The organism is Streptomyces sp. SM10 (assembly GCF_002910915.1).
GTDB lineage: Bacteria > Actinomycetota > Actinomycetes > Streptomycetales > Streptomycetaceae > Streptomyces.
Window position 1 is genome coordinate 11000 of the sequence record NZ_NEUF01000081.1, and the last position, 25296, is coordinate 36295.

The 25296-nt window shown below is 71.7% G+C and carries 18 protein-coding genes and 1 pseudogene; 10 read left to right on the forward strand and 9 right to left on the reverse strand.

What is annotated here, in order from left to right:
• Positions 1-4: 4 nt before the first annotated feature.
• On the reverse strand, positions 5-3157 hold the full coding sequence (locus tag B9S57_RS11510; RefSeq protein WP_374935928.1) for a type 2 lanthipeptide synthetase LanM family protein: 3153 nt from the start codon (positions 3155-3157) through the stop codon (positions 5-7).
• Between the two features lie 239 nt (positions 3158-3396).
• Entirely contained in the window at positions 3397-4461 is a 1065-nt protein-coding gene (locus B9S57_RS11515; protein ID WP_103515451.1) for a LacI family DNA-binding transcriptional regulator, read from the reverse strand.
• 111 nt (positions 4462-4572) lie between these two features.
• On the opposite strand from B9S57_RS11515, the gene B9S57_RS11520 reads away from it, so the two are divergent.
• The 3 genes from B9S57_RS11520 to B9S57_RS11530 are packed head-to-tail and all read left to right on the forward strand — an operon-like array spanning position 4573 to position 7693.
• Positions 4573-5724, forward strand: coding sequence for a Gfo/Idh/MocA family protein (locus B9S57_RS11520; protein ID WP_103515452.1), 1152 nt, complete (start codon positions 4573-4575; stop codon positions 5722-5724).
• Positions 5721-6863, forward strand: coding sequence for a dihydrodipicolinate synthase family protein (locus B9S57_RS11525; RefSeq protein WP_103515453.1), 1143 nt, complete (start codon positions 5721-5723; stop codon positions 6861-6863). Before B9S57_RS11520 ends, B9S57_RS11525 begins: the two co-directional genes overlap by 4 nt.
• Positions 6860-7693, forward strand: coding sequence for a sugar phosphate isomerase/epimerase (locus B9S57_RS11530; protein WP_103515454.1), 834 nt, complete (start codon positions 6860-6862; stop codon positions 7691-7693). The genes B9S57_RS11525 and B9S57_RS11530 overlap by 4 nt, the downstream gene beginning before the upstream one ends.
• A 367-nt stretch (positions 7694-8060) precedes the next feature.
• On the opposite strand, the gene B9S57_RS11535 is transcribed toward B9S57_RS11530, so the two are convergent.
• Positions 8061-9101: a hypothetical protein gene (locus B9S57_RS11535; protein WP_103515455.1), complete on the reverse strand. Its 1041-nt coding sequence runs from the start codon at positions 9099-9101 to the stop codon at positions 8061-8063.
• A gap of 141 nt (positions 9102-9242) precedes the next feature.
• On the reverse strand, positions 9243-9623 hold the full coding sequence (locus tag B9S57_RS11540) for a helix-turn-helix domain-containing protein (protein WP_103515456.1): 381 nt from the start codon (positions 9621-9623) through the stop codon (positions 9243-9245).
• A 127-nt stretch (positions 9624-9750) separates the two neighbouring features.
• On the opposite strand from B9S57_RS11540, the gene B9S57_RS11545 reads away from it, so the two are divergent.
• Positions 9751-10158 carry a RidA family protein gene (locus B9S57_RS11545; RefSeq protein WP_103515457.1) on the forward strand — a complete coding sequence of 136 codons (408 nt, stop codon included), beginning with the start codon at positions 9751-9753 and terminating at the stop codon, positions 10156-10158.
• Here B9S57_RS11545 and B9S57_RS11550 read toward each other — a convergent pair.
• Entirely contained in the window at positions 10148-10900 is a 753-nt protein-coding gene (locus B9S57_RS11550) for a class I SAM-dependent methyltransferase (RefSeq protein WP_103515458.1), read from the reverse strand. The genes B9S57_RS11545 and B9S57_RS11550 overlap by 11 nt on opposite strands.
• A 483-nt stretch (positions 10901-11383) precedes the next feature.
• Between B9S57_RS11550 and B9S57_RS11555 the strand changes: the two genes are divergently transcribed.
• Both B9S57_RS11555 and B9S57_RS11560 read left to right on the forward strand, forming a co-directional pair.
• The gene (locus tag B9S57_RS11555) at positions 11384-12541 is read left to right on the forward strand and encodes a serine hydrolase (RefSeq protein ID WP_103515459.1); all 1158 of its coding nucleotides are present in this window, start codon (positions 11384-11386) and stop codon (positions 12539-12541) included.
• A 186-nt stretch (positions 12542-12727) separates the two neighbouring features.
• A pseudogene (locus tag B9S57_RS11560) lies at positions 12728-12838 on the forward strand (DUF664 domain-containing protein); the annotation flags it as partial.
• An 81-nt stretch (positions 12839-12919) separates the two neighbouring features.
• Here the strand turns inward: B9S57_RS11560 and B9S57_RS11565 are convergent.
• Positions 12920-13255, reverse strand: a complete 336-nt coding sequence (locus B9S57_RS11565; RefSeq protein ID WP_103515460.1) for a hypothetical protein — start codon at positions 13253-13255, stop codon at positions 12920-12922.
• A gap of 200 nt (positions 13256-13455) precedes the next feature.
• On the opposite strand from B9S57_RS11565, the gene B9S57_RS11570 reads away from it, so the two are divergent.
• Both B9S57_RS11570 and B9S57_RS11575 read left to right on the forward strand, forming a co-directional pair.
• Complete coding sequence (locus tag B9S57_RS11570; RefSeq protein WP_103515461.1) at positions 13456-15687, forward strand: ATP-dependent RecD-like DNA helicase; 2232 nt, start codon at positions 13456-13458, stop codon at positions 15685-15687.
• 198 nt (positions 15688-15885) lie between these two features.
• Positions 15886-17184 carry a citrate synthase gene (locus B9S57_RS11575; protein ID WP_073746777.1) on the forward strand — a complete coding sequence of 433 codons (1299 nt, stop codon included), beginning with the start codon at positions 15886-15888 and terminating at the stop codon, positions 17182-17184.
• A 562-nt stretch (positions 17185-17746) separates the two neighbouring features.
• Here B9S57_RS11575 and B9S57_RS11580 read toward each other — a convergent pair.
• From B9S57_RS11580 to B9S57_RS11590, 3 genes are all read right to left on the reverse strand, one after another.
• Positions 17747-20188 (reverse strand): cation-translocating P-type ATPase, encoded by a 2442-nt coding sequence (locus tag B9S57_RS11580; protein WP_103515462.1) that lies wholly within the window; start codon positions 20186-20188, stop codon positions 17747-17749.
• A gap of 367 nt (positions 20189-20555) precedes the next feature.
• Positions 20556-20861 (reverse strand): heavy-metal-associated domain-containing protein, encoded by a 306-nt coding sequence (locus B9S57_RS11585; protein WP_103515463.1) that lies wholly within the window; start codon positions 20859-20861, stop codon positions 20556-20558.
• 97 nt (positions 20862-20958) lie between these two features.
• Entirely contained in the window at positions 20959-21687 is a 729-nt protein-coding gene (locus B9S57_RS11590; protein ID WP_103515464.1) for a TetR/AcrR family transcriptional regulator, read from the reverse strand.
• Between the two features lie 158 nt (positions 21688-21845).
• Here B9S57_RS11590 and B9S57_RS11595 point away from each other — a divergent pair, with 158 nt between their 5' ends.
• Both B9S57_RS11595 and B9S57_RS11600 read left to right on the forward strand, forming a co-directional pair.
• Positions 21846-24104, forward strand: a complete 2259-nt coding sequence (locus B9S57_RS11595) for an MMPL family transporter (protein WP_103515465.1) — start codon at positions 21846-21848, stop codon at positions 24102-24104.
• A 120-nt stretch (positions 24105-24224) separates the two neighbouring features.
• Positions 24225-25277, forward strand: coding sequence for a zinc-dependent alcohol dehydrogenase family protein (locus tag B9S57_RS11600; RefSeq protein ID WP_103515466.1), 1053 nt, complete (start codon positions 24225-24227; stop codon positions 25275-25277).
• Positions 25278-25296 lie beyond the last annotated feature (19 nt).

Here is a 25296-nt window from a genome sequence, read left to right on the forward strand (position 1 = left end):
TCGTCTACTGGTCGTTGGTCGACAATGTCTGCGGTGCGGGGGACCGGTCGGCCCCCGTGGAGTGGCGCATGAGCAGTGCGGAACCGATCCGGTCGGGGAATCCCGCCCGCAGCAGTCCGTGTCCGATACCCGACAGGCCGGTGAGCAGCCCGGGGTGAGGCAGGTGTCCGGGCGTCCCGCAGTGCGACTGCGCCCGGTCGGCGGCGGCCAGCAGGGTGCCGGTCCGACGCAGCCAGTGGGGGCGCAGACGGGGCAGGGCGCCGTGGCCGAGCAGCTCCAGCACGCCCAGCTCGCCGTGGCAGAGGCTGTCGTCGCCGGGCGGCACGTCCCGCGCCACGTCGTCGGCGTGCGCCGCCAGCCAGCCGGAGAGTTCCGGATCGGCCAGGGCCCCGGGGCTGTCCGCGACCGCGAGTGCGACGCCCGCCACCCCCTCGCACCAGGCTCCGCCGTCCTGTCCGCCGCGCGTGGCACGGCGCAGGGCGTCCAGTCCGGCGCTCCGGTAGTGCGCACCGCCGCCCGCCCCGGCGAACCGCAGCAGCGCCCAGCCGATGCCCGCCGCCCCGTCCGCGAAGCCAGGGGACGCGGGGAGTGGTGCCTGCGCGATCCGTTCGGCGCAGTGCCCGGCGCCGCCGAGCGCCTCCTCCCGGCCCGTGGCCCGGTGCACCGCGAGCAGGGACACCAGCCCGCCGGCCGCCCCGCCGCGCACCCCGAGACCATCCTCCGCCGAACTCGCCGCGCGGCACAGCCGGGTGGCCGGCCCCGCCCAGTCCCGTATCCCGGGGTCGTCCAGCAGCGTGCCGACCTCGGCCAGGGCGTACGCGATGCCGCCGAGCCCGGCGAAGGCGCCGGAGCCGAGCACCCCGAGGTCGTCCCCGCGCTGGTGCAGCACGTCCAGGAGACCCGGCACCGGCGCCAGCGCGGCACGCGCCGCCTCGGCGTACCGGGCGGCCCCCGTCAGCGACGCCAGCTGGGCGAGGAAGAGTGCCGGTCCCGTGTAGCCGCCCGCGAGATCCGCGGCCAGCGGCGTGAGGCGCCAGTAGCGCTCGCCGAGCAGCTCCAGGCCGATCCAGTTGGCCCGGCCCCCGCCGTGGTAGGCGAGCGACACCAGTTGGTCGCCCACCGACCGTGCGGCGGAGAGCAGGCGGTCCGGTTCCGGGGCGGTCGCCTCGGTCCGCGGCCGGCCGCGTCCGCGGGCGCGGTGCGGGGGCTCGGTCGAGGTGCTCACCATGGCCGTGCGGATGATCCGCTCCTGGTCCTGCCGGTCCACCGTGTCCAGGGCGAGGAGCTTCGCCTCGACCCGTGCCAGGCCGGTGGCCGTGGAGCCCGCCACCCTGTGGCCGTTGCCGCTCCACACCTCCGCGGAGCCGGGGCGGGAGGTGAACACCGGTACGTCGCCCTGCCACAGCTCCGCGATCTCCTCGTCCTCCAGGCCGGGCAGCGCGGGAGTGCCGAGAGCGCCGGTGCGCAGCAGTGCGAAGACCTGCTGCCGTTCGGCGGCGTCGCGCATGAGGTCGGGGTGGGTCGACTCGTGCAGCAGCGTGGCGTACGTATGGGTCGGCCGGGGCACGAAACGGATCTCGTCGTCCGCGAAGAGGCTCAGCAGCCCTTCCGGGCCCAGTAGTTCGCCGCGGGAGTCGCTGACCGCCGTGTACGCGGCGCGGAATCCGTCGCACAACACGTCGGTGAACCGGAACGGATCGGCGCGGACCCCGTCCAGCGTGGGGACGTTGGCCGATTCGGCGAACCGCCCGGTGGTGCGCACCAGATGCATGGTGTCGGTGCCCGCCGCGGCCCAGGAGGCCGTCTCCAGCGGTGAGGACGCCGCCCGGCCGCCGCCGACGGCGGACATGTCGAGGGCGGTGGTGTCCCCGACCAGCAACTGCGGGAGCAGGCCCACGCGGTGGACCGAGACCTGCAGGGCCCCTGCGGCCGGATCGGCGGGCGGGGCCTGCGTCAGAGGCGGGTGGAACAGCGTCTCCACGTCGACCAGGACGGGATGGGGACCGCAGGCGATGAGGTTCTCGTGGTGCAGGTCGGTGCCGTCCAGGACGTGGAGGAGCGCCAGCAGCGCGCCCAGGCGCCGGTAGAAGAGCGTGGTGTCGGCCGTCGAGCGGCAGGGGGTGTCCTCGATGAACTCCGCCCAGCCGTACGCACCCCGGTCCAGGACCCGGGGCGTGCGCAGACCGGGCGTCCCGGGGAGGGAGCTGAACCACTCGACCAGAGTGCCGAAGTGCCGGTGGGCGGCGAGCGGACGCGGCTTGTAGACCAGCCGGGACCCGTCGGTGAACCGCAGCAGCATCACCGACCTGCCCCCGCGATGACTGTCGCCCGTGCCGACCGTCACCCCGGACAGTGCGTGCGGCCCGGAGCCGGCGGACCGCCCCGCACTCCGGGAGCCGAACACGGCCGAGGAGAGCAGGAGTTCCTCGTCGGCGGCGAGCCTGAGGAGCATCTCGGCGAAGGCGTCCGCCGCGTTCATGGCCGCCTGCGCGAGGATCCTGGCCAGGACCGGATACCCGGTGACCAGCGAGGTGAGGCCGGTACGGCTCCCGGTCAGCCGCAGGAAGTGCCGGAAGCGCTCGCGGGGCTCCTCCCCGTTCAGCCTGCCGCCCACCCGCGCCGTGTGCAGCTCCGAGACGAGGGTCCGGGCGGCGAGCAGGGCCAGGTGGCGGGCGACGTGGCGCCGGAAGCCTTCCAGCACGGCGGCGGGGCAGGAGCCCGGACCCGGCCGGCCGGCCTCCCCGGAGACCGCGTCCGTCAGCCGGTCCGCCGCCCGGTCCGCGAAGGGGGCCACGACGACCTCGAAGCCGGTCAGCTCCGGGTACTCCCGGTCCGCGACCCGCGCCTCCCACGACGCGCCCGCCACGGTCTCCCGGACGAACCGGGCCCAGCCGGGTTCCGTACCGGGGTACGGTCCGGCCGTGCCGGGAGCCCACCACGGGGCGCCGTGTTCGCCTGAGCCGGAAAGCGGGGTGCGGTGCTCGCCGGAGCCGGAGCCGGAGCCGGAGCCGGACTCGGAGAACGGTGTGTCGCCGTGCTCGCCGGGGCCGAGGAGGCGTCCGGTGTCCGCCAGAGGGGCGCGGTCGGGGCCGTCGAGGTCCGCCAGGGGGCGCGGGGCGTTCGCCCGGCCCGTACCGCCGATTGCTTCCCTCTTCACCACCGCGTTCACCTCCCCTGCCGGGGAGGCCCCTGTGGTTCTCCCCGTGACCATCCTGGGGGGAGGCGACGGCCCGCACATGGGGGAGTTCCCCCCATCTTTCGATCCGTCGCACCGCGGCCGTACGGGGCCTACCCGTCTCGGCGGGGCGGCCGCACGGGGCGTACCCAGCTCAGCGGGCGGTCGACAGCACGGGGCGCACCCCGCTCAGCGGGCCGGCCGTACGGGCCACACCCCCCTCAGCGGGACGGCGGCGCCGTCGATCCGCGTTCCATGAGCTCCGCGTCGATGGTCGCCACGCCACTCGGAGGGGGCGTCTCCTTGCCCATCGCGAGCCGCCCGGCCCGCGCCCCCGCCTCGAAGAGCGGCAGTCGTACGGTCGTCAGGGCCGGCACGGCGTCCACCGCGAACGGCAGGTCGTCGAAGCCCGCCACCGAGACGTCCTCGGGGATGCGGAGCCCCCGCTCCCGGACCGCCGCGCAGGCACCCAGCGCCACGGTGTCGTTGGCGGCGACGACGGCCGTCACCTCGGGTTCGCGGCGCAGGAGTTCGAGCGTGGCGTCGTAGCCGGAGCTCCGGTCGTACGGGCCGTGCACGGTGACGCTCTCCTCGTCCCCGTAGAGCCCCGCCGCCTTCATGGCCTCCCGGTGGCCCTCCAGCCGGTGCCGGGTCGTGGTGCGCTCCAGGGGTCCCGCGACGTAGCCGATGCGCCGGTGTCCCAGGGCGATCAGGTGCTCGGTGAGGCGCCTGGCACCGCCCCGGTTGTCGAAGGCCAGCGCGGCGGTCACCGCGTCGGTGTCCTGCAGCGGGGGGCGCCCGCAGAAGACGATCCGGGTACCGGCGTCCGCGAGTCTGGCCAGCTTCGCCGCCATCGCCGCCTGGTGCGCCGGGTCCTCCAGCGCACCGCCGGTGAGGACGACGGCCGCGGCGCGCTGGCGCTGCAGGAGGGTGAGGTAGGTGAGTTCGCGCTCGGGGGAGCCGCCGGTGTTGCAGACGACGGCGAGTTTCTCGCCGCCCCCGCGGCCCGACCCGTCGCCCGGACCGCCGATCTCGCTCTGCGCGGCCCCGGCCATGATGCCGAAGAACGGGTCGGCGATGTCGTTGACGAGGATGCCCACCAGATCGGACGTGGCGGCGGCGAGCGAGCTGGCCGGTCCGTTCAGTACGTAGTCCAGGTCGTCCACCGCGCGCAGGACCCGCTCCCGGGTGGACGAGGCCACCGGGTAGTTGCCGTTCAGGACACGGGACACGGTGGCCGGGGACACCCGGGCGCGGGCCGCAACGTCCGCCAGGGTGACTGTCATCGCTCTCCTCCGAGGAGTTCTGGCGCGGCCCCTCTTGTCCGGGCCACTGTCGGCAGGCTAGCGTCATACCGCATAGAAAGCGCTTGCTACGGCTGTATGGAGGGAACTTTCGTGACACGCAGGACAGTGCGCATCGCCATGAACGGCGTCACGGGACGCATGGGATACCGGCAGCACCTGGTGCGCTCGATCCTCGCGATCCGCGAGCAGGGCGGCCTCGACCTCGGCGGCGGAGAGGTGCTGTGGCCCGAGCCCGTGCTCGTCGGCCGCCGCGCCCACGCGCTGGAGGCGCTCGCCGCGCAGCACGGCCTCACCGAGTGGTCCACCGACCTCGACGCGGTGCTCGCCGACGAGTCGATCGACATCTACTTCGACGCCCAGGTCACCTCGGCCCGCGTCGAGGCGATCAAGAAGGCGATCGCCGCCGGCAAGCACATCTACACCGAGAAGCCCACCGCCACCGACGTCGAGGGCGCGCTCGAACTGGCCCGTCTGGCCCGCGACGCGGGCATCAAGCACGGCGTCGTCCAGGACAAGATCTTCCTCCCGGGCCTGCTCAAGCTGAAGCGCCTCATCGACGGCGGCTTCTTCGGCGAGATCCTCTCCGTGCGCGGCGAGTTCGGCTACTGGGTCTTCGAAGGCGACTGGCAGGACGCCCAGCGCCCCTCGTGGAACTACCGCGCGCAGGACGGCGGCGGCATCGTCGTCGACATGTTCCCGCACTGGGAGTACGTCCTGCACGAGCTGTTCGGTCAGGTCACGAGCGTCTCGGCACACGTCCAGACGCACATCCCGCAGCGCTGGGACGAGCACGGCAAGCCCTACGCCGCCACCGCCGACGACGCCGCGTACGGCACCTTCCAGCTGGCCGGCGGCACCGTCGCCCAGATCAACTCCTCCTGGGCGGTCCGCGTCAACCGCGACGAGCTCGTCGAGTTCCAGGTCGACGGCACCCACGGCTCCGCCGTCGCGGGCCTGCGCAACTGCCGCGTCCAGCACCGCTCGGCCACCCCCAAGCCGGTCTGGAACCCGGACCTCCCGGTCACCGAGCCCTTCCGCGACCAGTGGCAGGAAGTCCCCGACAACGCCGAGTTCGACAACGGCTTCAAGGCCCAGTGGGAGCTCTTCCTGCGCCACATCGTCCTCGACGAGCCCTACACCTGGGACCTGATGGCCGGCGCCCGGGGCGTCCAGCTCGCCGAGCTCGGCCTCAGGTCCTCGGCCGAGGGCCGCCGCTTCGACGTACCGGAGCTGAGCCTGTGACCATCCACCTGCCGCAGGGCCTCTACGAACCCCGCGCCACCCCGCTCGACCTGGCACCGTCCCGGGCTCCCCTCGCCTCGCGTACGGTCTTCTCCGCCGCCCACGTCGTCGCCGACCCGTACGCCGACATCAGCCCCGACGACCCCGTCGCCGTCGACTGGGACGCCACCCTCGCCTTCCGCCGCCACCTGTGGTCGCACGGTCTGGGCGTCGCCGAGGCCATGGACACCGCCCAGCGCGGCATGGGCCTCGACTGGGCCGGAGCGGCGGAGCTGATCCGCCGCTCGGCCGCCGAGGCGAAGTCCGTGGGCGGAGCGATCGCCTGCGGCGTCGGCACCGACCAGCTCACCGGCCCCGCGACGCTCCCCGAGGTGCGCGCGGCGTACGAGGAGCAGCTCGCGCTGGTCGAGGAGAGCGGCGCACAGGCCATCCTGATGGCCTCCCGCGCGCTGGCCGCCGCGGCGAACGGCCCCGAGGACTACCAGGAGCTGTACGCCCATCTCCTGCGCCAGGCCGCGGAGCCGGTGGTCCTGCACTGGCTCGGCCCGATGTTCGACCCGGCGCTGGAGGGTTACTGGGGGAGCGCGGACCTCGACGCCGCGACGGACACCTTCCTGAAGGTCATCTCGGAGCATCCGGACAAGGTCGACGGCATCAAGATCTCGCTCCTGGACGCCGAGCGCGAGATCGACGTACGCCGCCGGCTGCCCAGCGGGGTGCGCTGTTACACCGGCGACGACTTCAACTACCCGGAGCTGATCGCGGGCGACGACCGCGGCTTCAGCCACGCGCTGCTCGGCATCTTCGACCCGCTCGGGCCGCTCGCCGCCCACGCGGTGCGGGTCCTGGACACCGGGGACGTCCAGGGGTTCCGCGACCTCCTCGACCCCACGGTCGAGCTGTCGCGCCACCTCTTCAGGGCCCCGACCCGTTTCTACAAGACGGGCGTGGTGTTCCTCGCCTGGCTCGCGGGCCACCAGGACCACTTCACGATGGTCGGCGGTCTCCAGTCAGCCCGCTCGCTGCCGCACCTGGCGAAGGCGTACGAACTGGCCGACCGCCTCGGCCTGTTCCCGGACCCCGAGCTGGCCGAGTCGCGCATGCGCGCGCTGCTGAGCGTGCGCGGAGGAAGCCGATGAGTGCCGAGCTGTCCCGCCTGTCCATCAACCAGGAGACGGTCCGGCAGCTCTCCCTGCCGGAGCTCGTCGAGGGCTGCGCCAAGGCCGGCATCGGGCAGGTCGGCCTGTGGCGGGCGCCCGTCCAGGAGTACGGCGTCGAGCGCGCCGGGCGGCTGATGGAGGATGCGGGCCTCACCGTCACCAGCCTCTGCCGCGGCGGATTCCTCACGGCGTCCGATCCGGCGGAGCGGGCCCGCGCCCTGGACGACAACCGGGCCGCGGTCGACGAGGCCGCGGGGGTGAACACCGATACCCTGGTCCTGGTCTCCGGCGGGCTGCCCGAGGGGGACAAGGACCTGTTCGGCGCCCGCGACCGGATCGCCGACGCGCTGGCGGAGCTGGCCCCGTACGCGGCCGAGCGGGGTGTGCGCCTCGCGATCGAGCCGCTGCACCCGATGTTCGCCTCGGACCGCTGTGTCGTCTCCACCCTCTCCCAGGCCCTGGACCTCGCGGAGCGCTTCCCCGCCGAGCAGGTCGGGGTGGTCGTCGACGCCTACCACATCTGGTGGGACGACCAGGTGGCCGTGCAGATCGCGCGGGCGGGAGCGGGCGGCCGGATCCACTCCTTCCAGCTGGCCGACTGGATCACCCCGCTTCCGGCGGGAGTTCTGGTGGGCCGTGGCCAACTGGGCGACGGATGCGTCGACTTCCGGACGATGCGCCGACAGGTCGAGGCGACCGGCTTCGACGGGCCGATCGAGGTGGAGATCTTCAACGAGGGCCTCTGGGCCCGCGACGGCGCGGAAGTGATCGCCGAAGTCGCCGCCCGATACCTGGAACACGCCTGCTGAGAGGCGCCCGGACAGGCGGAGGCAAAGAAATCGCAAAGGCGTGCAACCTTTGCGCACCTTCCCCGGTCGTACTCAGCGTCGGGACTTCCGGGGAGGGGTCCGGGGGGATCGGGAAGCCCGACGGAGGGGGAAAGCGAGGGGGGTCCGGCCTGTGGGCCGGGCCCCATTCCGCGTTCGACGGGGCTTTCCGCGCGCCGGGTTCAGGCGCCCTCCCTGGTGCGATGTCCGGCGTGGTGCGGGATCTACGGCGGCTGCTCTTCCTTTCCGGTCCTCTCGAAGAAGCCGGAGGGGTAGTACTCGGCGACAAGGTGTACCGACAGTGGTTTCCTCGCCCTGTTCGGGCTTCCTGGGTCCTTGTCATGACGGGCTAACTCCGTCGTCGGGGGCGACCGGCCGTGCTCTTCGGGGCTTTACCGGCCGACGACCCGGCTCTGCCGCCCGTCTTCTTCGCGGGCGCGGTCTTCCTGGCGGCCGTCTTCTTCGCAGCGGTCTTCTTGGCAGCGGTCCTCTCGGCCGGGGGCCGGGCGGCCTTCTTGGCGGGAGCCGACTTCTTTGCGGGTGGCGCCTTTCCAGCGGCGTCCTTGCGAGGGGCGGCCCGGCGCCGACGCCGAGCGGGCGGAGGCTTCTCCTCCTCGTCCTCTTCCCCGGGTTCCGCGCTCTCCTCGTCCTCGTCCTCGTCCGCCGACGACGTCTCGTTCTCCTTGCCGAGGAGGCCGAGCACGCGTCCCCCGATCGCGTCGGCCAGGGACCCCGCACCCCGGTCGGCCACGGCGGTCGGGATGTCTTCGGCCGCGGCGCCCGCATCGGACCCCACGGCGTCCACCGCGTCACCGGCACCTGCGCCGACCTCCGCCGCCGCGGTCCCGGCGCCCTCACCGACGGTTTCCACCGCGGACCCGGCGCCCTCTCCCACGGTTTCCACCGCGGAACCCGCGCCCCGGCCCACATCCTTGACGGCTCCGCCGGCGCCCTCACCGAGTTCGCCGACGGCTCTGCCTGTCCCGCTGCCGATCTCCTCGACGGCCGAGCCCACTCCGCGCGTCAGTTGTTCGAGGATCTGGGGATTGCGGTCGATCGTCTGCAGGACCCGGGCAAGGATGGTCGCCACGTTGTGCAGCCGCACCTTGAGCTGCGCCTCGACATCGACCCCGGTCAGATCCAGCTGGACCCGGCCGAGCTGCACATCGGCCCCGACGTTCAGTTTGAGCAGGTCCAGTACCTCGGCCTGGAGGGAGACGCGGGCTCTGAGGTTTTCGACCTCCAGACCGAGTTCGTCCAGATGAAGGTTCGGTACATCCAGGAACACGTCCGACGGGCCTTCGGCGCCCGTGTCGTTGTCGGGAACGACGACCCCGTAGGAGCGGTCCGAACCCTGCCTGTCGTTGTCTGCGCTGTCGGCGTTGGGCATTCCTCGCGCACATCCTCTTTCGGCACGGTGACCCCCACCCAGTGTTGAACGGAGTGAGCGGCGACGCAATCGCCGCCGGAACCGGCCCGCCGCGCAATGTCACGGTCCTGGACGGCCCGCCCGGAAGGGGGGTCGGGGCACTCAGTTGCCGAAGTCGCGGCGTGCGGACTCGATATGGCCGATGTGCTGATGGGTCCAGTCACACATCAGGTCCACGGTCTGCCGCAGCCCCCGTCCCGGCTCCGTCAGCCGGTACTCCACACGCGGCGGCACGGTGGGGTACACCGTCCGCTCGGCCAGCCCGTTGCGCTCCAGCATCCGCAGGTTCTGGGTGAGCATCTTGTGGCTGATGCCGTCGACGGCGCTCCGGACCTCGCTGAAGCGCAGGGTGCGCTCCCCGAGGGCCTCGATGATCAGCAGCGCCCACTTGTTGGCGACGTCGGAGAAGATCTCCCGGGCGAGCGAGTCCGCACGCCTCAGATCGGCCTGCTCCTCCGGCGAGCCGCTGAACTGCTTGGTCACCTTCTGGTTCCCCTGTCACCGAAAAGTGCGTTCTTCCACGTCAGCGCCACACTCTCCTACGGTTCCCGGGTAACCACAAGAGAGCACAGGCCGGCCGCGGTCGTGTGCGGCGAGAAAGGTGAGCAGCATGGCCGTCACCCTGGTGAACCCCGAAGGACTTCCGGAGATCGACGCCTACCACCAGGTGTCGGTCGCGACCGGTTCGAAGCTCGTCTTCCTGGCGGGCCAGGTCGCCTGGGACGCCGACGGCGTCACCGTCGGCGAGGGCGATCTGGCCGCACAGGTCGAGCGGTGCTACCTCAACATCGCCACGGCACTCGCCGGAGTCGGTGCCTCCTTCGCCGACGTGGTGAAGGTGACGGTCCACGTCGTCGACTGGACCCCCGACAAGATGCCCCAGTTCCTGGACGGGGTGGACCGGGCGTCCGCGAAGCTCGGCGCCACACCGGTTCCGCCGGGCACACTGCTGGGCGTCGCGTCTCTCGACGTGCCCGAGCACCTCGTGGAGGTGGAAGCCGTCGCGGTCATCGACTGAGAGTGCCCGCACCCTCCGGCTTCCGGAACAGCGCCGTCCAGAGGAAGTCCTCGCCGAACCGGGGGGAGTCGGCCGGCTCGTCCCGCATCCGGCGCAACTCCACCTCCTCCAGCTCGCCGAAGATCAGGCGCAGGGACTCCGGCGTGTAGGCCAGCCCCCCGTGCAGTTCCGCCGTGCCGTAGAGCTCCGCGTCGGGCAGCTCGGATCCCATGGAGCCCGAGGCGAAGCAGGTGAGGGCCAGGTGCCCGCCGGGAGCGAGGACACGGTCCACGAGGGCGAGGTAGCCGACGCGGCGGTGCGGCGGCAGGTGGTGGAAGCAGCCCGAGTCGTGGATCAGGTCGTACGGTCCCTCCGGTGCGCCCTCGCCCGGGGCGAAGACGTCACCGCAGCGGAAGCGGATGTCCGCCCCGGCCTCGGTGGCCCGCTCCTCGGCCCAGGCCAGCGCCCCGGGCGACAGGTCCACGGCATCGACCTCGAAGCCGGCCGAGGCGAGATACAACGCGTTGCGCCCGGGCCCGCAGCCGACGTCGAGGGCGCGTCCCGGGATGATCAGCACGCGCTCGACGTACGACACGAGGCTCTCGTCCGGCTTCGCCACGAAGAACGGCACGGGCCTGGACCGGACCTCGTAGAACCCGTCCCACCAGTCGGTCCCCTGCTCGGTCCACCGGTCGGCATCCGGCGCGAACAGGCCGTCCATGAGCCGCATGACATCGTCCACCGAGCGTATGTTCCGGTCCATCCGGAGCCCCCTTCCCGAGGTGTCGATTCTAGGTGAGAAAGAGGAATCACCCCAGGTCAGAGGTGTTGCGGCGGGGTCGTGGGCGGGCTGCTGCGAGTGTCTCGCGCAGAGGCGGGACGGGGAGCGCCGGAGGGGGCCTGGACCGCCCCGAACAGCCCGCCGAGGGGCCTGAAGGGGGCACGGAGCGGGGCGCCGAGGCGGGTTTCCCGGCCCCTTCCACGCGTCCTGTCGCGGAATGCCGGGGCGCGGCCCCGTGCCGCGCGGACGTCGTGCGGGGGGACAGGTCTCCCCGCGGACGCGGACGCGTAGGCGCGGGCGGAGGCGGAAGGGGAGTGAGGGCGGGAGCCGGACGCCCGGGCCGGTCACTGCTGGTGTCCTCGCCGGGCGGGACCGAGAATGCGCGGGCAGGGGCATCGGTGGGCCCCCGCGGGCGTCAGGGCGGGACCGGACGACCGCGACCGCACGGGAAGAAGAGGGAGAGGCATGTTGACGAGCGACCGCGAGGCCGGTGAAGGCACGGTGCACGGGCAGGTGCACGACGGATTCGAAGGCGTGCGGGAGGCGTTCGCCCACGTCGTGCGGGAGCAACCGCAGCCGACCGGGCAGCAGTTGGCGGTCTACAGCGACGGGGTGCGCGTCGTGGACCTCTGGGCCGGTCCAGGGGTGGACGGGGACACCCTGACCGGGGTGTTCTCGGTGAGCAAGGGCGCCGCGTACATCGTCGTGGCCCTGCTCGTCCAGGACGGAGTGCTCGACCTGGACCGCACGGTGTCCTCGTACTGGCCCGAGTTCGGTCAGGCCGGCAAGGAGCGGATCACGCTTCGGCAACTGCTCGCCCACCAGGCAGGTGTGGTCGGCGTCGACGACGTCTTCACGATCGAGGAGCTGGCCGACGACCGGCTGATGGCCGGGCGCCTCGCCGCGCAGGCCCCCTACTGGACGCCCGGTACGGCGTTCGGCTACCACGGCCTCGTCATCGCCGCGCTCGCGGGCGAGGTCGTCCGCAGGGCCACCGGCCGGAGCCTGCAGGACTGGTGGGAGCTGCGTGTGCGGGCTCCGCGCGGCGCCGACTTCTTCCTGGGGCTGCCCGAGGAACTGGACGCGCGCTACCTGCCCGTGACCCCTGCGGTGCCTGAACCGGGGGCCGAGGAGCCCGAGCCGGAGTCGCGGAAGCTGCTGGACATAGCCTTCAGTACCGCTCACCTGCCGGACCTGTCCGTCTTCCCGAACTTCCGGCTCACGAGGGCTCTCGGCCAGGGCTCGGCGGGCGGCGTGGCCTCCGCCCGGGGCGCGGCCGCCGCCTTCGCGGCGGTCATCGGCGTCCTCGACGGCAGCCCGGCGCTGCTCGACCCGGACACGATCGAGACGTTCACCCGGATCCACTCGGAGGGCACCGACCTGGTGGGTGGTGACGAGAGCCGCTTCGCCCTGGGATTCCAGGTCCTCGACGCCCGTTACGACGTACTGGGCGCGGACGCCTTCGGCCACGGGGGAGCGGCCGGTGCCATGGCGTTCGCGAGTCCCGCCCGGGGCTTCGCCTACGGGTACGTCCGGAGCCGGTTCGCCCTCGGGGACAGCGCGGACAAGGAGAACACCATGATGATCGGCGAAGTGGTCGCGGCGGTCCGCGGCCGGAAGTAGCCACGTACGGCGGGCGGGCGGCGAGGTGACCTCGGACCGCGCCGCCCGCCGGGGCCACCAGAAGCCGAGCGTCAGCACCGACGTCAGTGCCGGCCGGCCCGATTCACCATGACCGACGACAGAGAGAAGGAAACACCGTCCGGGTACCTCAGGGCACAGCGGGCCGGCGGGCTCGCGATGGTCCACGGCCTCGAGGTCACCGTCCTGCGCCGGATCCTCCTGCACATGATCGAGGAGACCGCGCGCCACGCCGGCCACCTCGACATCGTCCGCGAGCTGCTCGACGGACGGACCGGTTGGGGCCGCGCCAGGGCCTCCGGCTTGGATCACGCCGGGCTCGCGGGGCCTGGCCCGGACGAAAGACCCCGGGCGGGCCGGTCACCACGTGTCGCCGACGCGCACCTTGTCCCATCGGCTCTTCGAGATGCACAACTCGTGCTCGTCGTCGTTGAGTTCGATCTGCCAGCACTCCGGCTCGCGGTGCGATACGCGCTTGGTGCCCGTCTTCACCGTGCGGCAGGACCGCTTGCTGTCGCCGTTGCTCCGCTTCGTCGTGCACGTGCGCTTGGTGACCGGCTCGGTGCTCCACGTCGTGCGGGCCGCCTTGTGCTCCTTCTCCGTGATCGTGCCGTGCACGTCGTCGCTCCCGCAGGCGGCCAGGAGCAGTACGGCGACGGGTATGGCGGCCAAGGCGGCGATCCTGCGGACAGGCATGGGTGAAGTCCTCTGCGGCGAAGAGTGGCGCCGGGGCCGGACGGGGGCTGGGCGACGGCGTGGGGGCAGATCGCAGCATAGGGACGCCTCCGCGCCCGGACCAGGGCGGGTGGCACATCCGCCCGTATTCGTCCTCGCAGGGCCTCCCCGACGGTCGGCGTCCCGGCGGACTGTCAGCCGGGACCGGTACCGTCGGCACCATGTCCAACTCCGCCGTGCTCGAAGGCGTCCTGGAGCGCATCACCTACGCCAACGAGGAGAACGGCTACACCGTCGCCCGTGTCGACACCGGACGGGGTGCGGGTGATCTGCTCACCGTCGTCGGGTCGCTGCTCGGTGCGCAGCCGGGCGAGTCCCTGCGGATGGAGGGGCGTTGGGCCTCGCACCCGCAGTTCGGCAAACAGTTCCAGGTCGACAACTACACGACGATCCTCCCGGCGACCATCCAGGGCATCCGCCGCTATCTCGGCTCGGGGCTGATCAAGGGCATCGGGCCGGTCATGGCCGACCGCATCACCACCCACTTCGGCGTCGACACCCTCGACATCATCGAGCAGCATCCGAAGCGGCTGGTCGAGGTCCCGGGACTCGGTCCGAAGCGGACGAAGATGATCGCCGCCGCCTGGGAGGAGCAGAAGGCGATCAAGGAGGTCATGGTCTTCCTCCAGAGCGTCGGCGTCTCCACCTCCATCGCGGTCCGCATCTACAAGAAGTACGAGGACGCCTCGATCTCCGTCGTGAGGAACCAGCCCTACCGGCTGGCCGCCGACGTCTGGGGCATCGGATTCCTCACCGCCGACCGCATCGCCCAGGCCGTCGGCATCCCGCACGACAGTCCCGAGCGGGTCAAGGCCGGACTCCAGTACGCCCTGTCGCAGTCCACGGACCAGGGGCACTGTTTCCTCCCCGAGGAGCGGCTGATCGCCGACGGGGTGAAGCTGCTCCAGGTCGACACCGGGCTCGTCATCGACTGCCTGGCCGAGCTGGCCGAGGATCCGGAGGGCGTCGTACGGGAGAAGGTGCCCGGCCCCGAGGACGGGCAGCCGGTCACCGCCGTCTACCTGGTCCCCTTCCACCGGGCCGAGATCGCCCTGGCCGCCCAGGTGCAGCGCCTGCTGCGGACGCCGGAGGACCGGATGCCGGCCTTCCAGGACGTCGACTGGGACAAGGCTCTGGCCTGGCTCGCGCGGCGTACGGGGGCGACGCTCGCCCCCGAGCAGGAGGCGGCCGTCCGGCTCGCGCTCAGCAGGAAGGTCGCCGTCCTCACCGGAGGCCCCGGCTGCGGGAAGTCGTTCACCGTGCGCTCCGTGATCGAGCTGGCCCGCGCCCGGAACGCGAAGGTGGTGCTCGCCGCCCCCACCGGGCGGGCCGCGAAACGGCTCTCGGAGCTGACCGGTGCCGAAGCCTCCACTGTGCACCGGCTCCTGGAGCTGAAGCCCGGAGGGGATGCCGCTTACGACCGTGAACGGCCGCTGGACGCCGATCTGGTCGTCGTCGACGAGGCCTCGATGCTCGATCTGCTCCTCGCCAACAAGCTGATCAAGGCCGTGGCACCCGGTGCCCATCTCCTGCTGGTCGGTGATGTCGACCAGCTGCCCTCGGTCGGTGCCGGGGAGGTGCTGAGGGATCTGCTCGCGGAGGGCGGGCCCGTTCCCGCGGTGCGGCTGACCACCGTCTTCCGGCAGGCGCAGAAGTCGGGCGTCGTCACCAACGCCCACCGGATCAACTCCGGTGTGCCGCCGCTCACCGAGGGGCTGGACGACTTCTTCCTGTTCGTGGAGGACGAGACGGAGGACGCCGGCGTGCTCGCCGTCGATGTCGCGGCACGGCGCATCCCCGCCAAGTTCGGCCTGAACCCCCGCCGTGACGTGCAGGTCCTCGCCCCGATGCACCGCGGACCGGCCGGTGCGGGACATCTCAACGGACTGCTCCAGCAGGCCATCACCCCAGGCCGTCCCGGCCTGCCGGAGAAGCGGTTCGGCGGCCGGGTCTTCCGGGTGGGCGACAAGGTGACGCAGATCAGGAACAACTACGACAAGGGGGAAAACGGGGTCTTCAACGGTACCGTCGGTGTCGTCACCGCTCTCGACCCGGACGAGCAGAAGCTGACGGTCCTGACCGACGAGGACGAGGAGATCGTCTACGACTTCGACGAACTGGACGAACTGGCCCATGCCTACGCGATGACCATCCACCGCTCCCAGGGCAGCGAATATCCGGCGGTCGTCATCCCCGTCACCACCAGTGCCTGGATGATGCTCCAGCGGAACCTGCTGTACACCGCCGTGACCAGGGCCAAGAAGCTCGTCGTACTGGTCGGTTCGCGCAAGGCCATCGGGCAGGCGGTCCGCACGGTTTCCGCTGGCAGGCGCTGTACGGGACTGGACTTCCGGCTCCGTGGCGGCACGGCCGGAGAGGTCCCGGAAAAATGATCGATCAAAACGGTGGGAAACATCACTGAGCCCTTCCGGAACCGGGATCCAGGGGGCAGGATGAGAAAGTTGACGGCACTCAGTGCCGCCAGTAGGTCCAATGGACGACCCCGAGTGCACTCTCCTGAGCCAAATGGGGGAGGGTGGAGAACAGTCAGGGCACCTCGAAGAAGAGGCACTACGTCGGTGAGGGATGACGTGAGCGAGCACACCAACAACGCTGTAGTACTGCGGTACGGCGATGACGAGTACACCTACCCGGTGATCGACAGCACCGTCGGCGACAAGGGCTTCGATATCGGGAAGCTCCGGGCCAATACGGGCCTGGTCACGCTGGACAGCGGATACGGCAACACGGCCGCGTATAAATCCGCCATCACCTACCTCGACGGCGAGCAGGGCATCCTGCGGTACCGCGGCTACCCGATCGAGCAGCTCGCCGAGAGCTCGACGTTCCTCGAGGTCGCGTACACGCTGATCAACGGTGACCTTCCCAAGGTCGACGAGCTGTCGGCCTTCAAGAACGAGATCACCCAGCACACGCTGCTGCACGAGGACGTCAAGCGCTTCTTCGACGGCTTCCCGCGCGACGCGCACCCGATGGCCATGCTGTCCTCGGTCGTCAGCGCCCTGTCGACGTTCTACCAGGACAGCCACAACCCGTTCGACGAGGAGCAGCGTCACCTCTCGACGATCCGGCTGCTGGCCAAGCTCCCGACGATCGCGGCGTACGCGTACAAGAAGTCGATCGGTCACCCGTTCGTCTACCCGCGCAACGACCTCGGCTACGTCGAGAACTTCCTGCGCATGACGTTCTCCGTCCCGGCTCAGGAGTACGTGCCGGACCCGGTCGTCGTCTCGGCGCTCGAGAAGCTGCTCATTCTGCACGCGGACCACGAGCAGAACTGTTCGACCTCCACCGTGCGTCTGGTCGGCTCCTCGCAGGCGAACATGTTCGCCTCGATCTCCGCCGGCATCTCGGCCCTGTGGGGCCCGCTGCACGGCGGCGCCAACCAGTCGGTCCTGGAGATGCTCGAGGGCATCCAGGCCAACGGCGGCGACGTCGACTCCTTCATCCAGAAGGTGAAGAACAAGGAGGACGGCGTCCGCCTGATGGGCTTCGGCCACCGGGTGTACAAGTCCTTCGACCCGCGCGCAAAGATCATCAAGGCTGCCGCCCACGATGTGCTGTCCTCGCTCGGCAAGTCCGACGAACTGCTCGACATCGCGCTCAAGCTGGAGGAGCACGCGCTCAGCGACGAGTACTTCGTCTCGCGCAACCTCTACCCCAACGTGGACTTCTACACGGGTCTGATCTACCGCGCCATGGGCTTCCCGACCGAGATGTTCACCGTGCTGTTCGCGCTCGGCCGCCTCCCCGGCTGGATCGCCCAGTGGCACGAGATGATCAAGGAGCCGGGATCGCGCATCGGCCGCCCGCGCCAGATCTACACCGGCGAGGTCCTGCGCGACTTCGTCCCGGTCGAGGGCCGCTGAAGCCCTTAGCGCCGCTTGCTGCACCCCGGCCGATCCGGCCGGGCATCCTTCGCCCCGCGTACCGCGCTCGTACAGCCAGAGCGCGGTGTCCGGGGCGATTCGGCGTTCAGGGTGCGTGGGGCACTCCGGGCGCTCCGGCGCCTGCCCTGCGCCCGCTCTGCGGAACCGTAGCCCCGGGCGCACTCATGACGCGTTCGTGGCACAAGAGAAACGCCCCGCCGTCGATCCCCCCACGGGTCGACGGACAGGGCGTTTCCCATATCCCGGAGCGGATTCCCCCCACGGGATCCGGCCGGGCGTCTGAAGGGAGCCTGAACTCCCGTTGTTTTTCAGGTGGTGCGTATTCAGTTCGGTCCTGCTGTGCGGCTGCCGGGGTACGTACGCACGGGAGGGCCGCTCAAAGCTCCCCGGTGCACGTGCCCCGGCCGACACCTGCCAGGAGCGTCCCCCAAGACACTCCATCGGACGTCCCCCAAGACATCCTTGGCATCGCACTCTTAGACTCACCAACTCATCAGATGGTTACCCTCAAATCGGTGTGATCTAAGTCTCTTTGTGGAAATTATGTGAAGGAGCGCAACCTCAGGCTGTTCGTCACGACGAAGACCGACGAGAACGCCATCGCCGCACCCGCGATCATGGGGCTGAGCAGCCCGAACGCAGCCAAAGGCAGTGCGGCCACGTTGTAGCCGAAGGCCCAGAAGAGGTTGCTTCTGATGGTGGACAGAGTACGCCTCGACAGGCGGATGGCGTCAGCCACAACCGTGAGATCTCCACGAACCAGCGTGAGGTCGCCCGCTTCGATCGCCGCGTCGGTCCCGGTGCCCATCGCCAGGCCGAGATCGGCCACCGCCAGCGCCGCCGCGTCGTTGACGCCGTCGCCGACCATGGCGACGGACCGCCCCTCGGCCTGGAGGCGCCGCACGACCTCGGCCTTGGTCTCCGGCAGGACCTCCGCGTGGACCTCTTCGATGCCCACCGCGTGAGCCACGGCGTCGGCCGCCGCCCGGTTGTCGCCGGTCAGGAGAATCGGGTCCAGGCCCAGCGCGCGGAGCTCCGAGACCGCCTCCGCGCTGGTCTCCTTCACCGTGTCGGCCACCTCCAGCACACCCCTGGCCTCGCCGTCCCAGGCCACGACGACCGTCGTACGGCCCCCGTCCGCCGCCTCGGCCAGCGCGTCGGCCAGGGAGGGCGGGAGGGTGATGCCGTCGCCGGTGAGGAGCTGAGGCCTGCCGGCCACCACGTGGTGCCCCTCCACCGTGCCGCGCACCCCGAGGCCGGGGACGTCGGTGAAGTCCACCGGTGTGGGCAGTGGCGTGCCCGTGCGGGCGGCCGCTCCGGCGGCGACCGCCCGGGCCACGGGATGCGCCGAGGCGTGTTCGAGGGCGCCTGCGAGGCGGAGAACGTCGGACTCGGCGGTGCCGGGCAGGGTGTGGACGCGCCCGAGCGTCATACGGCCGGTGGTGACCGTGCCGGTCTTGTCGAGGACCACCGTGTCGATCCTCCGCGCCGTCTCCAGGACTTCGGGGCCCTTGATGAGGATGCCGAGCTGGGCACCGCGCCCGGTGCCGGCCATGAGGGCGGTGGGCGTGGCGAGGCCCAGGGCGCAGGGGCAGGCGATGATCAGCACGGCCACGGCGGCGGTGAACGAGGCCGTGACGTCGTCGGTGGCGAACAGCTGGGCGACCAGCGTCCCCAGGGCGATCAGCAGCACCACGGGGACGAAGACCGCGGAGACCCGGTCCGCGAGGCGCTGGGCGGCGGCCTTGCCGTTCTGGGCGTCCTCGACGAGCGCGGCGATCCGGGCCAGCTGGGTGTCGGAGCCCACCCGGGTCGCCTCGACGACCAGCCGTCCTGACACGTTGAGGGTGGCCCCCGTGACGGTGTCGCCCGGGGCCACGTCCACCGGGAGGGACTCCCCGGTGAGCATGGAGGTGTCGACGGCCGAGCGGCCGTCGAGGACGGTGCCGTCGGTGGCGATCTTCTCGCCGGGCCGCACGACGAAACGGTCGCCGACGACGAGCCGGCCGACGGGGACGCGTACCTCCACGGACTCCGCCGCCCCCTGGGGTGACGCCGAGGATCCGGTGCTCTGTCCCGCTCCCGGACGGAGGACCGTGACGTCCCGCGCACCGAGGTGGAGCAGCGCGCGCAGGGCGGAGCCGGCCTTCCGCTTCGCCTTGGCCTCCAGGTACCGGCCGAGCAGGATGAAGATGATCACCCCGGCCGCCACCTCCAGGTAGATGGCGGATGCGGGGGCTGACCGGGAGGCGGTCACCTCGAAGCCGTGCCGCATCCCGGGGGCGCCCGCGTCGCCGAGGAACAGGGCCCACACCGACCAGCAGAAGGCCGCCAGCGTCCCGATGGAGACCAGGGTGTCCATCGTCGCGGCGCCGTGCCGCAGGTTCTTCCACGCGGCCCGGTGGAAGGGCAGCCCGCCCCAGACGACGACGGGGGAGGCGAGGGTGAGGGAGAGCCACTGCCAGTTGTCGAACTGGAGGGCGGGGACCATGGCCATCAGGACCACCGGCACGGCGAGCACCGCCGAGACCAGGAGGCGCTGCCGGAGGGCGGCGAGGGCCTCGCCGGCCGTGCGGTCGGCCGCGTCGCGGGGGTCGTCGGCCTCGTCCTCGCCGTCCGCCCAGCCCTCGCTGTCCGCCTCGCGGAGGCCGCCGGTGTCGCCGTCCCGGCCCGCGGGGGTGGCGAGCGGGGGGCGGTCGTCCTCGGAGGGCCGGGAGGGCGCCGCGGGTGCGGGGCGGGCGACGGGCGTGGCCGTGTAGCCGGTCTTCTCGACGGTGGCGACGAGGTCCTCGAGCGTGGTTCCGGATCCGTAGGAGACGCGGGCCTTCTCGATCGCGTAGTTGACGGTGGCGGTGACCCCGTCCATCCGGTTGAGCTTCTTCTCGACGCGGGCCGCGCACGAGGCGCAGGTCATCCCGCCGATCGTGAGCTCGGCGTCGGAGGCCTCCGTCGCCGGGGCCTCGGCTGCCGTGGTGCTGGCCATGTGTGCGGACTCCAGGATCGAGCAGTCGGGCCGTTCCCCACCAGTATCCGCTTCTCCGGTGAGGGACCGGCGCGACGTGGGACGTCGGCCCGACGTGGGCGGGCACCGGCCGTGCGGGCTGTCGGGAACCCGTGCGGGGGCTGTCGCGGCCGGGCGGCCTCCTGGCGCGCGGGAGTGCGCACCGGTGGCGGGCCTCGGCCCGGCCGTGTGCGCCCTCCCCGCGGTGGTGCGGCCTTCACTCCCGCTGGTGTGGCCTCGCGCCGGTGGCGCGGGCCTCGTGGTGCTCACGCCGCTGGTGCGGGTGCGTGCCGGGTGGTGCTGCGGGGGCGTCGCCGGCGTCGGCGCCGCCCGTCCTGGGGCGTCCGGGTCAGGCGCGGCCGACGAGCTCGTAGCCCGCCTCGTCGACGGCGGCGCGTACGGCTTCGTCGGTCAGCGGCGCCGCGGAGGCGACGGTCACCCGGCCGGTGGCGGCCTCCGCCTTCACCGAGGTCACCCCTTCGAGCCCGGAGATCTCCTCGGAGACAGCACCCTCGCAGTGACCGCAGGTCATGCCCTTGACCTCGTACACCGTGGTGACGCCGCCGACCTGGACGTCGGTCGCCGCGTCGGTGCGGGAACCGGTGGACGAGCAGCAGGAGCCGGCGGTCCGGGGGGTGTCGGTTTCGGCGGTCATGGCGTTCTCCTCTTCGCAGGCGCGTGTAGGTGCGACGGATGCGGCGCGAGGGGCGCCGTGGTGCCCGGTGCGCCTGTCCGTACGGACGAGTATACCCCTAGGGGGTATCGATCCTCCTGGCGGGTGCCCCGTCGGGCGTGTCGCACACCAGGGGCTCCAGGTAGCGGTGGATCACGGTCTTCAACTCGCGGATGTACGCCTCCCGTTCGGCACCCTCGCGCTCCATGATCAGGTCCAGGCCGGCCTTGAAGAGGACGAAGGACATCTCGGCGGTGCGGGTCGCCCGGTCCGGCGGCAGCTCCGGCAGGAAGGCGCGCAGGAGCTGCTCGGTCCGGGTGAGCATGGTGGCGTGCACGGCGTCGTGCTCGCGGGAGATCACGCCGGGGATCTCGGACCCGTGGGTGAGGACGGCGAAGGCCGGGTTCTCGCAGTTGAAGGCGATCAGTGGGTCGAGTACCGCGTCCAGCATCCTGTCGAGCGGCAGTTCGACGTGGCTGACGACGAACGCGGCGCCGTAGGTCTCCCGCCAGCGCTTCATGAGGCGTTCGCCGAGCTCGATGGCGATCGCTTCCTTGTTGGGGAAGAACTGGTAGAGCGTCCCTGGTGAGACGCCCGCCTCGCGGGCGATGGCGTTGGTGCTGGCGGCGTTGTACCCGCTGGCGCTGAAGACGTCGGCGGCGGCTTCGAGCAGCTGGGCGATGCGGGCCTCGCCGCGCGCCTGCCGGCGGCGCGGCCTGCCGGCTGCACCGCTACCCGTCTCCGGGCTCTCCTCCGCGCGGCCGCTCTGTGCGGTTGTGGCGGCCTCTTCCGCTCTGCCCTCCGGCACGGTCCATCCCCAGCTCTCAAGACGCGGTTGACAAATGCGAGAGGTCGCTCGCATTCTGATGAAACGCGAGCGAGTACTCGTGTTTGCCGAGTGTACGTGGCAATGGCCGACCCATGCTGCCTTGTGCTGCCCGGGTCCCGGTGGAGGGGCACCGCACCATGTCCGAATTCAGCAGCGCTGGGAGCGTTGGGGGGTGGACCCGCTTCGTCACCGCGCGCCCACGGCTGGCCCTGCTGGCCGCCTTGGTGGTCACCGCACTCGCCGTGTTCGCGGGCAGTGGAGTGGCGGACCGGATGGGCAGCGGCGGCTGGGAGGCGCCCGATGCCGAGTCGACGTACACGACCCGGACGCTGGAGCGGGAGTTCCCCGACTCGCAGCCCAATCTCCTCCTCCTCGTCGACAGCGGCAGTGCCCCGGTCGACGACCCCGCGGTGGCCGCCGAGGCGTCCCGGCTCGTCGAGCGGCTGTCGGCCGAGCCCGGGATCACCGGCGTCGGTTCGTACTGGCAGACGAAGTCCCCCGCCCTCCGTTCCGCGGACGGGCACGAGGCGATCGTCGCCGCCCGGATCGGAGGCGACGAGAAGGGGGCGGGAGACGTCCTCGACCGGATAGCTCCCGTCTACGGGGGCGTCCACGGCCCGGTGGAGGTCTCCGTCGGGGGCCCCGTCGCCGTACAGCACGAGATGCAGAGCATCATCCAGGAGGACCTCCTGCGGGCCGAGCTCATCGCCCTGCCGGTGACCCTGGTGCTGCTGGTCATGGTCTTCGGCAGCGCCATCGCCGCTCTGCTGCCCCTCGCCGTCGGAATCGTCGCGATCCTCGGCACCAACGCGGTGCTGCGCGGCATCACCGAGTTCACCGATGTCTCGGTCTTCGCCCAGAATCTCACCACCGCGCTGGGCCTCGGACTCGCCATCGACTACGCCCTCTTCATCGTGCGCCGGTTCCGGGAGGAGCTCGCCGCCGGGGCGGAGACCAGCGTGGCGATCGGCACGACCCTGCGCACGGCGGGGCGCACCGTGCTCTTCTCCGCTCTGACGGTGGCGGTCTCCCTGGCCGCGATGATGGTGTTCCCCCAGTACTTCCTGAGGTCCTTCGCCTACGCGGGCATCGCGGTGGTGCTGCTGGCCGCCGCCGCTGCCCTGGTCCTGCTGCCGGCCGCGCTGATGCTGCTCGGTCACCGGGTGAATTCGCTGGATCTGCGCCGGCTGCTGCGCCGTCGCGGGACAGCGGGCTCCGGCACGGGGTCCGAAGCTGCGCCGGCCGAGGGCTCGGGCAGAGGGTGGGCCCGCCTCTCGGCGCTCGTGATGCGCAGGGCCCCTGTGTTCGCCGTCGTCACCTCGGTCGGGCTCGTGCTCCTCGGGCTTCCCTTCCTCGGGGTGAAGTTCGGTACGGCGGACGACCGGCAACTGCCGGCCACGGCGGAGTCCCGCGTCGTCCAGGAGCACATACGGGAAGGCTTCCCCGGCAGTCCCGGCGGCGGACTCGAAGTGCTCGCGCAAGGGGTGGCGACCACCGGCCGGTACGCCGACTTCCGGGAACGGATCGCGGCGCTGCCCGGAGTGCGCCGTGTCGAGGGCCCCGTCATGGGGGACGGTGCCGCGTACTACGAGGTCCTGCCCGAAGGAGAGGCCGTCGGGCAGGGCGCACAGGATCTGGTCCGGGAGCTGCGGGCCGAGCCGGCTCCCTTCGACACCTCGGTCACCGGAGCCGCGGCCGTCCTGGTCGACTCGAAGGAGGCCATAGCCGACCGGCTGCCCTGGGCGGTGGGGATCATCGTCGTGGTGACGCTGCTGCTCGTCTTCCTGTTGACCGGCAGCGTTCTGATACCGCTCCAGGCGGTCGTCCTCAACGCACTCAGCCTGACGGCGATGTTCGGAGCGGTGGTCTGGGTCTTCCAGGACGGCAACCTGTCCGGGGTCCTCTCCTTCACCAGCACCGGTGACATCGAGACGACCCTGCCCGTACTGATGTTCTGCGTCGCCTTCGGTCTCTCCATGGACTACGGGGTGTTCCTGCTCTCCCGGATCAAGGAGGAGTACGACCGGACCGGTGACCACGCGCACTCGGTGACCTTCGGGCTGCGCCGCACCGGCGGGCTGATCACTGCGGCGGCGGTCATCCTGGCGGTGGTGATGGTGGCCATCGGCACCTCGCGGGTGACCAACACGAAGATGCTGGGGCTCGGGATCGCCCTGGCTGTGCTGATGGACGCCATGGTGGTGCGCAGCCTGCTGGTGCCGGCCGTGATGAAGCTGATGGGCCGGGTCACCTGGTGGGCTCCCGCACCCCTTCGCGCCTTCCACCAGCGGTTCGGACTGAGCGAGGGGGAACCGGCACCGGCGGGAGGACGGGACGCCGAGGCGATACCCGAGGCCGGCGACCAGGAGCGGGACAGGGTCGCTGCCGGGGCGTAGATTCTCCGGACCGAGGGGCCGTAGGCCGAGGTGCCGGGCCAGGGCGTCCGACGGCGGTGTCGGGTCAAGGGGCCGGATGGCGGCCGGACGGCGCGAGCCGGATCACGGAAGGCGGGACGGATGCGGGCAGTGGTGTTCGAGGAGTTCGGGCAGGAGGCCCGGGTCCGGGAGGTCCCGGACCCCGCCACCTCGGCCGGGGGAGTCGTGGTGAGGGTCGAGGCCACCGGGCTGTGCCGGAGCGACTGGCACGGCTGGATGGGTCACGACCCCGGCATCACCCTCCCGCACGTACCCGGGCACGAACTCGCGGGAGTGGTCGAGGAGGTGGGCTCCGGCGTGGACAACTGGCGCGCCGGCGACCGCGTCACCGTGCCGTTCGTCTGCGCCTGCGGCCGGTGTGACGCCTGCGCGGCCGGAGCCCAGCAGGTCTGTGAAGTGCAGACCCAGCCGGGCTTCACCCACTGGGGCTCCTTCGCCGAGTACGTGGCACTGGATCAGGCCGACGTCAATCTGGTCGCGGTCCCCGACGGGCTGTCGTCCGCCACGGCGGCCGGACTCGGATGTCGCTTCGCCACGGCGTTCCGTGCCGTGGTGGGACAGGGGCGGGTGGCTCCGGGCGAGTGGGTCGCCGTGCACGGCTGCGGCGGGGTCGGGCTGTCGGCCGTCATGATCGCGGTGGCCTGCGGAGCCCAGGTCGTCGCCGTGGACGTCTCGCGTCAGGCTCTGGAGCTGGCCCGGGCGTTCGGTGCGACCGCGTGCGTGGACGCCTCCGAACACCCCGCCGGCGCGGACGAGGCCGTACGCGAGCTGACCGGCGGAGGGGCGCATCTGTCGCTCGACGCGCTGGGCTCCCCGGTCACCTGCGCCGCCTCGGTGCGGAGCCTGCGGTGGCAGGGCCGCCATGTCCAGGTCGGGCTGTTGCCGCCGGCGGCCGGTGACCCGGTCGTGCCGATGGCGCGCGTGATCGGACTGGAGCTGGAGATCCTCGGAAGCCACGGCATGGCTGCCCACGCCTACCCGCCGATGATGGACATGGTCCGGTCGGGCGCCCTGCGCCCCGATCTGCTGGTGACCTCGACCATCGGCCTGGACGCCGCCCCGGCGGCCCTCGCCGCGATGGGCACCGCGCCCGGAGCAGGCGTCACCGTCATCGAACCGGCGAAGGAGGCCTGAGCCCGGGGGGCCTTGGGGA

Excerpts from the sequence above, each read along its gene's own strand:
- B9S57_RS11515 (WP_103515451.1), bottom strand. The coding sequence starts at position 4,461 with ATGACAGTCACCCTGGCGGACGTTGCGGCCCGCGCCCGGGTGTCCCCG.
- B9S57_RS11530 (WP_103515454.1), top strand. The coding sequence starts at position 6,860 with ATGAGTGCCGAGCTGTCCCGCCTGTCCATCAACCAGGAGACGGTCCGG.
- B9S57_RS11535 (WP_103515455.1), bottom strand. The coding sequence starts at position 9,101 with ATGCCCAACGCCGACAGCGCAGACAACGACAGGCAGGGTTCGGACCGC.
- B9S57_RS11545 (WP_103515457.1), top strand. The coding sequence starts at position 9,751 with ATGGCCGTCACCCTGGTGAACCCCGAAGGACTTCCGGAGATCGACGCC.
- B9S57_RS11550 (WP_103515458.1), bottom strand. The coding sequence starts at position 10,900 with ATGGACCGGAACATACGCTCGGTGGACGATGTCATGCGGCTCATGGAC.
- B9S57_RS11555 (WP_103515459.1), top strand. The coding sequence starts at position 11,384 with ATGTTGACGAGCGACCGCGAGGCCGGTGAAGGCACGGTGCACGGGCAG.
- B9S57_RS11565 (WP_103515460.1), bottom strand. The coding sequence starts at position 13,255 with ATGCCTGTCCGCAGGATCGCCGCCTTGGCCGCCATACCCGTCGCCGTA.
- B9S57_RS11570 (WP_103515461.1), top strand. The coding sequence starts at position 13,456 with ATGTCCAACTCCGCCGTGCTCGAAGGCGTCCTGGAGCGCATCACCTAC.
- B9S57_RS11580 (WP_103515462.1), bottom strand. The coding sequence starts at position 20,188 with ATGGCCAGCACCACGGCAGCCGAGGCCCCGGCGACGGAGGCCTCCGAC.
- B9S57_RS11585 (WP_103515463.1), bottom strand. The coding sequence starts at position 20,861 with ATGACCGCCGAAACCGACACCCCCCGGACCGCCGGCTCCTGCTGCTCG.
- B9S57_RS11595 (WP_103515465.1), top strand. The coding sequence starts at position 21,846 with ATGTCCGAATTCAGCAGCGCTGGGAGCGTTGGGGGGTGGACCCGCTTC.
- B9S57_RS11600 (WP_103515466.1), top strand. The coding sequence starts at position 24,225 with ATGCGGGCAGTGGTGTTCGAGGAGTTCGGGCAGGAGGCCCGGGTCCGG.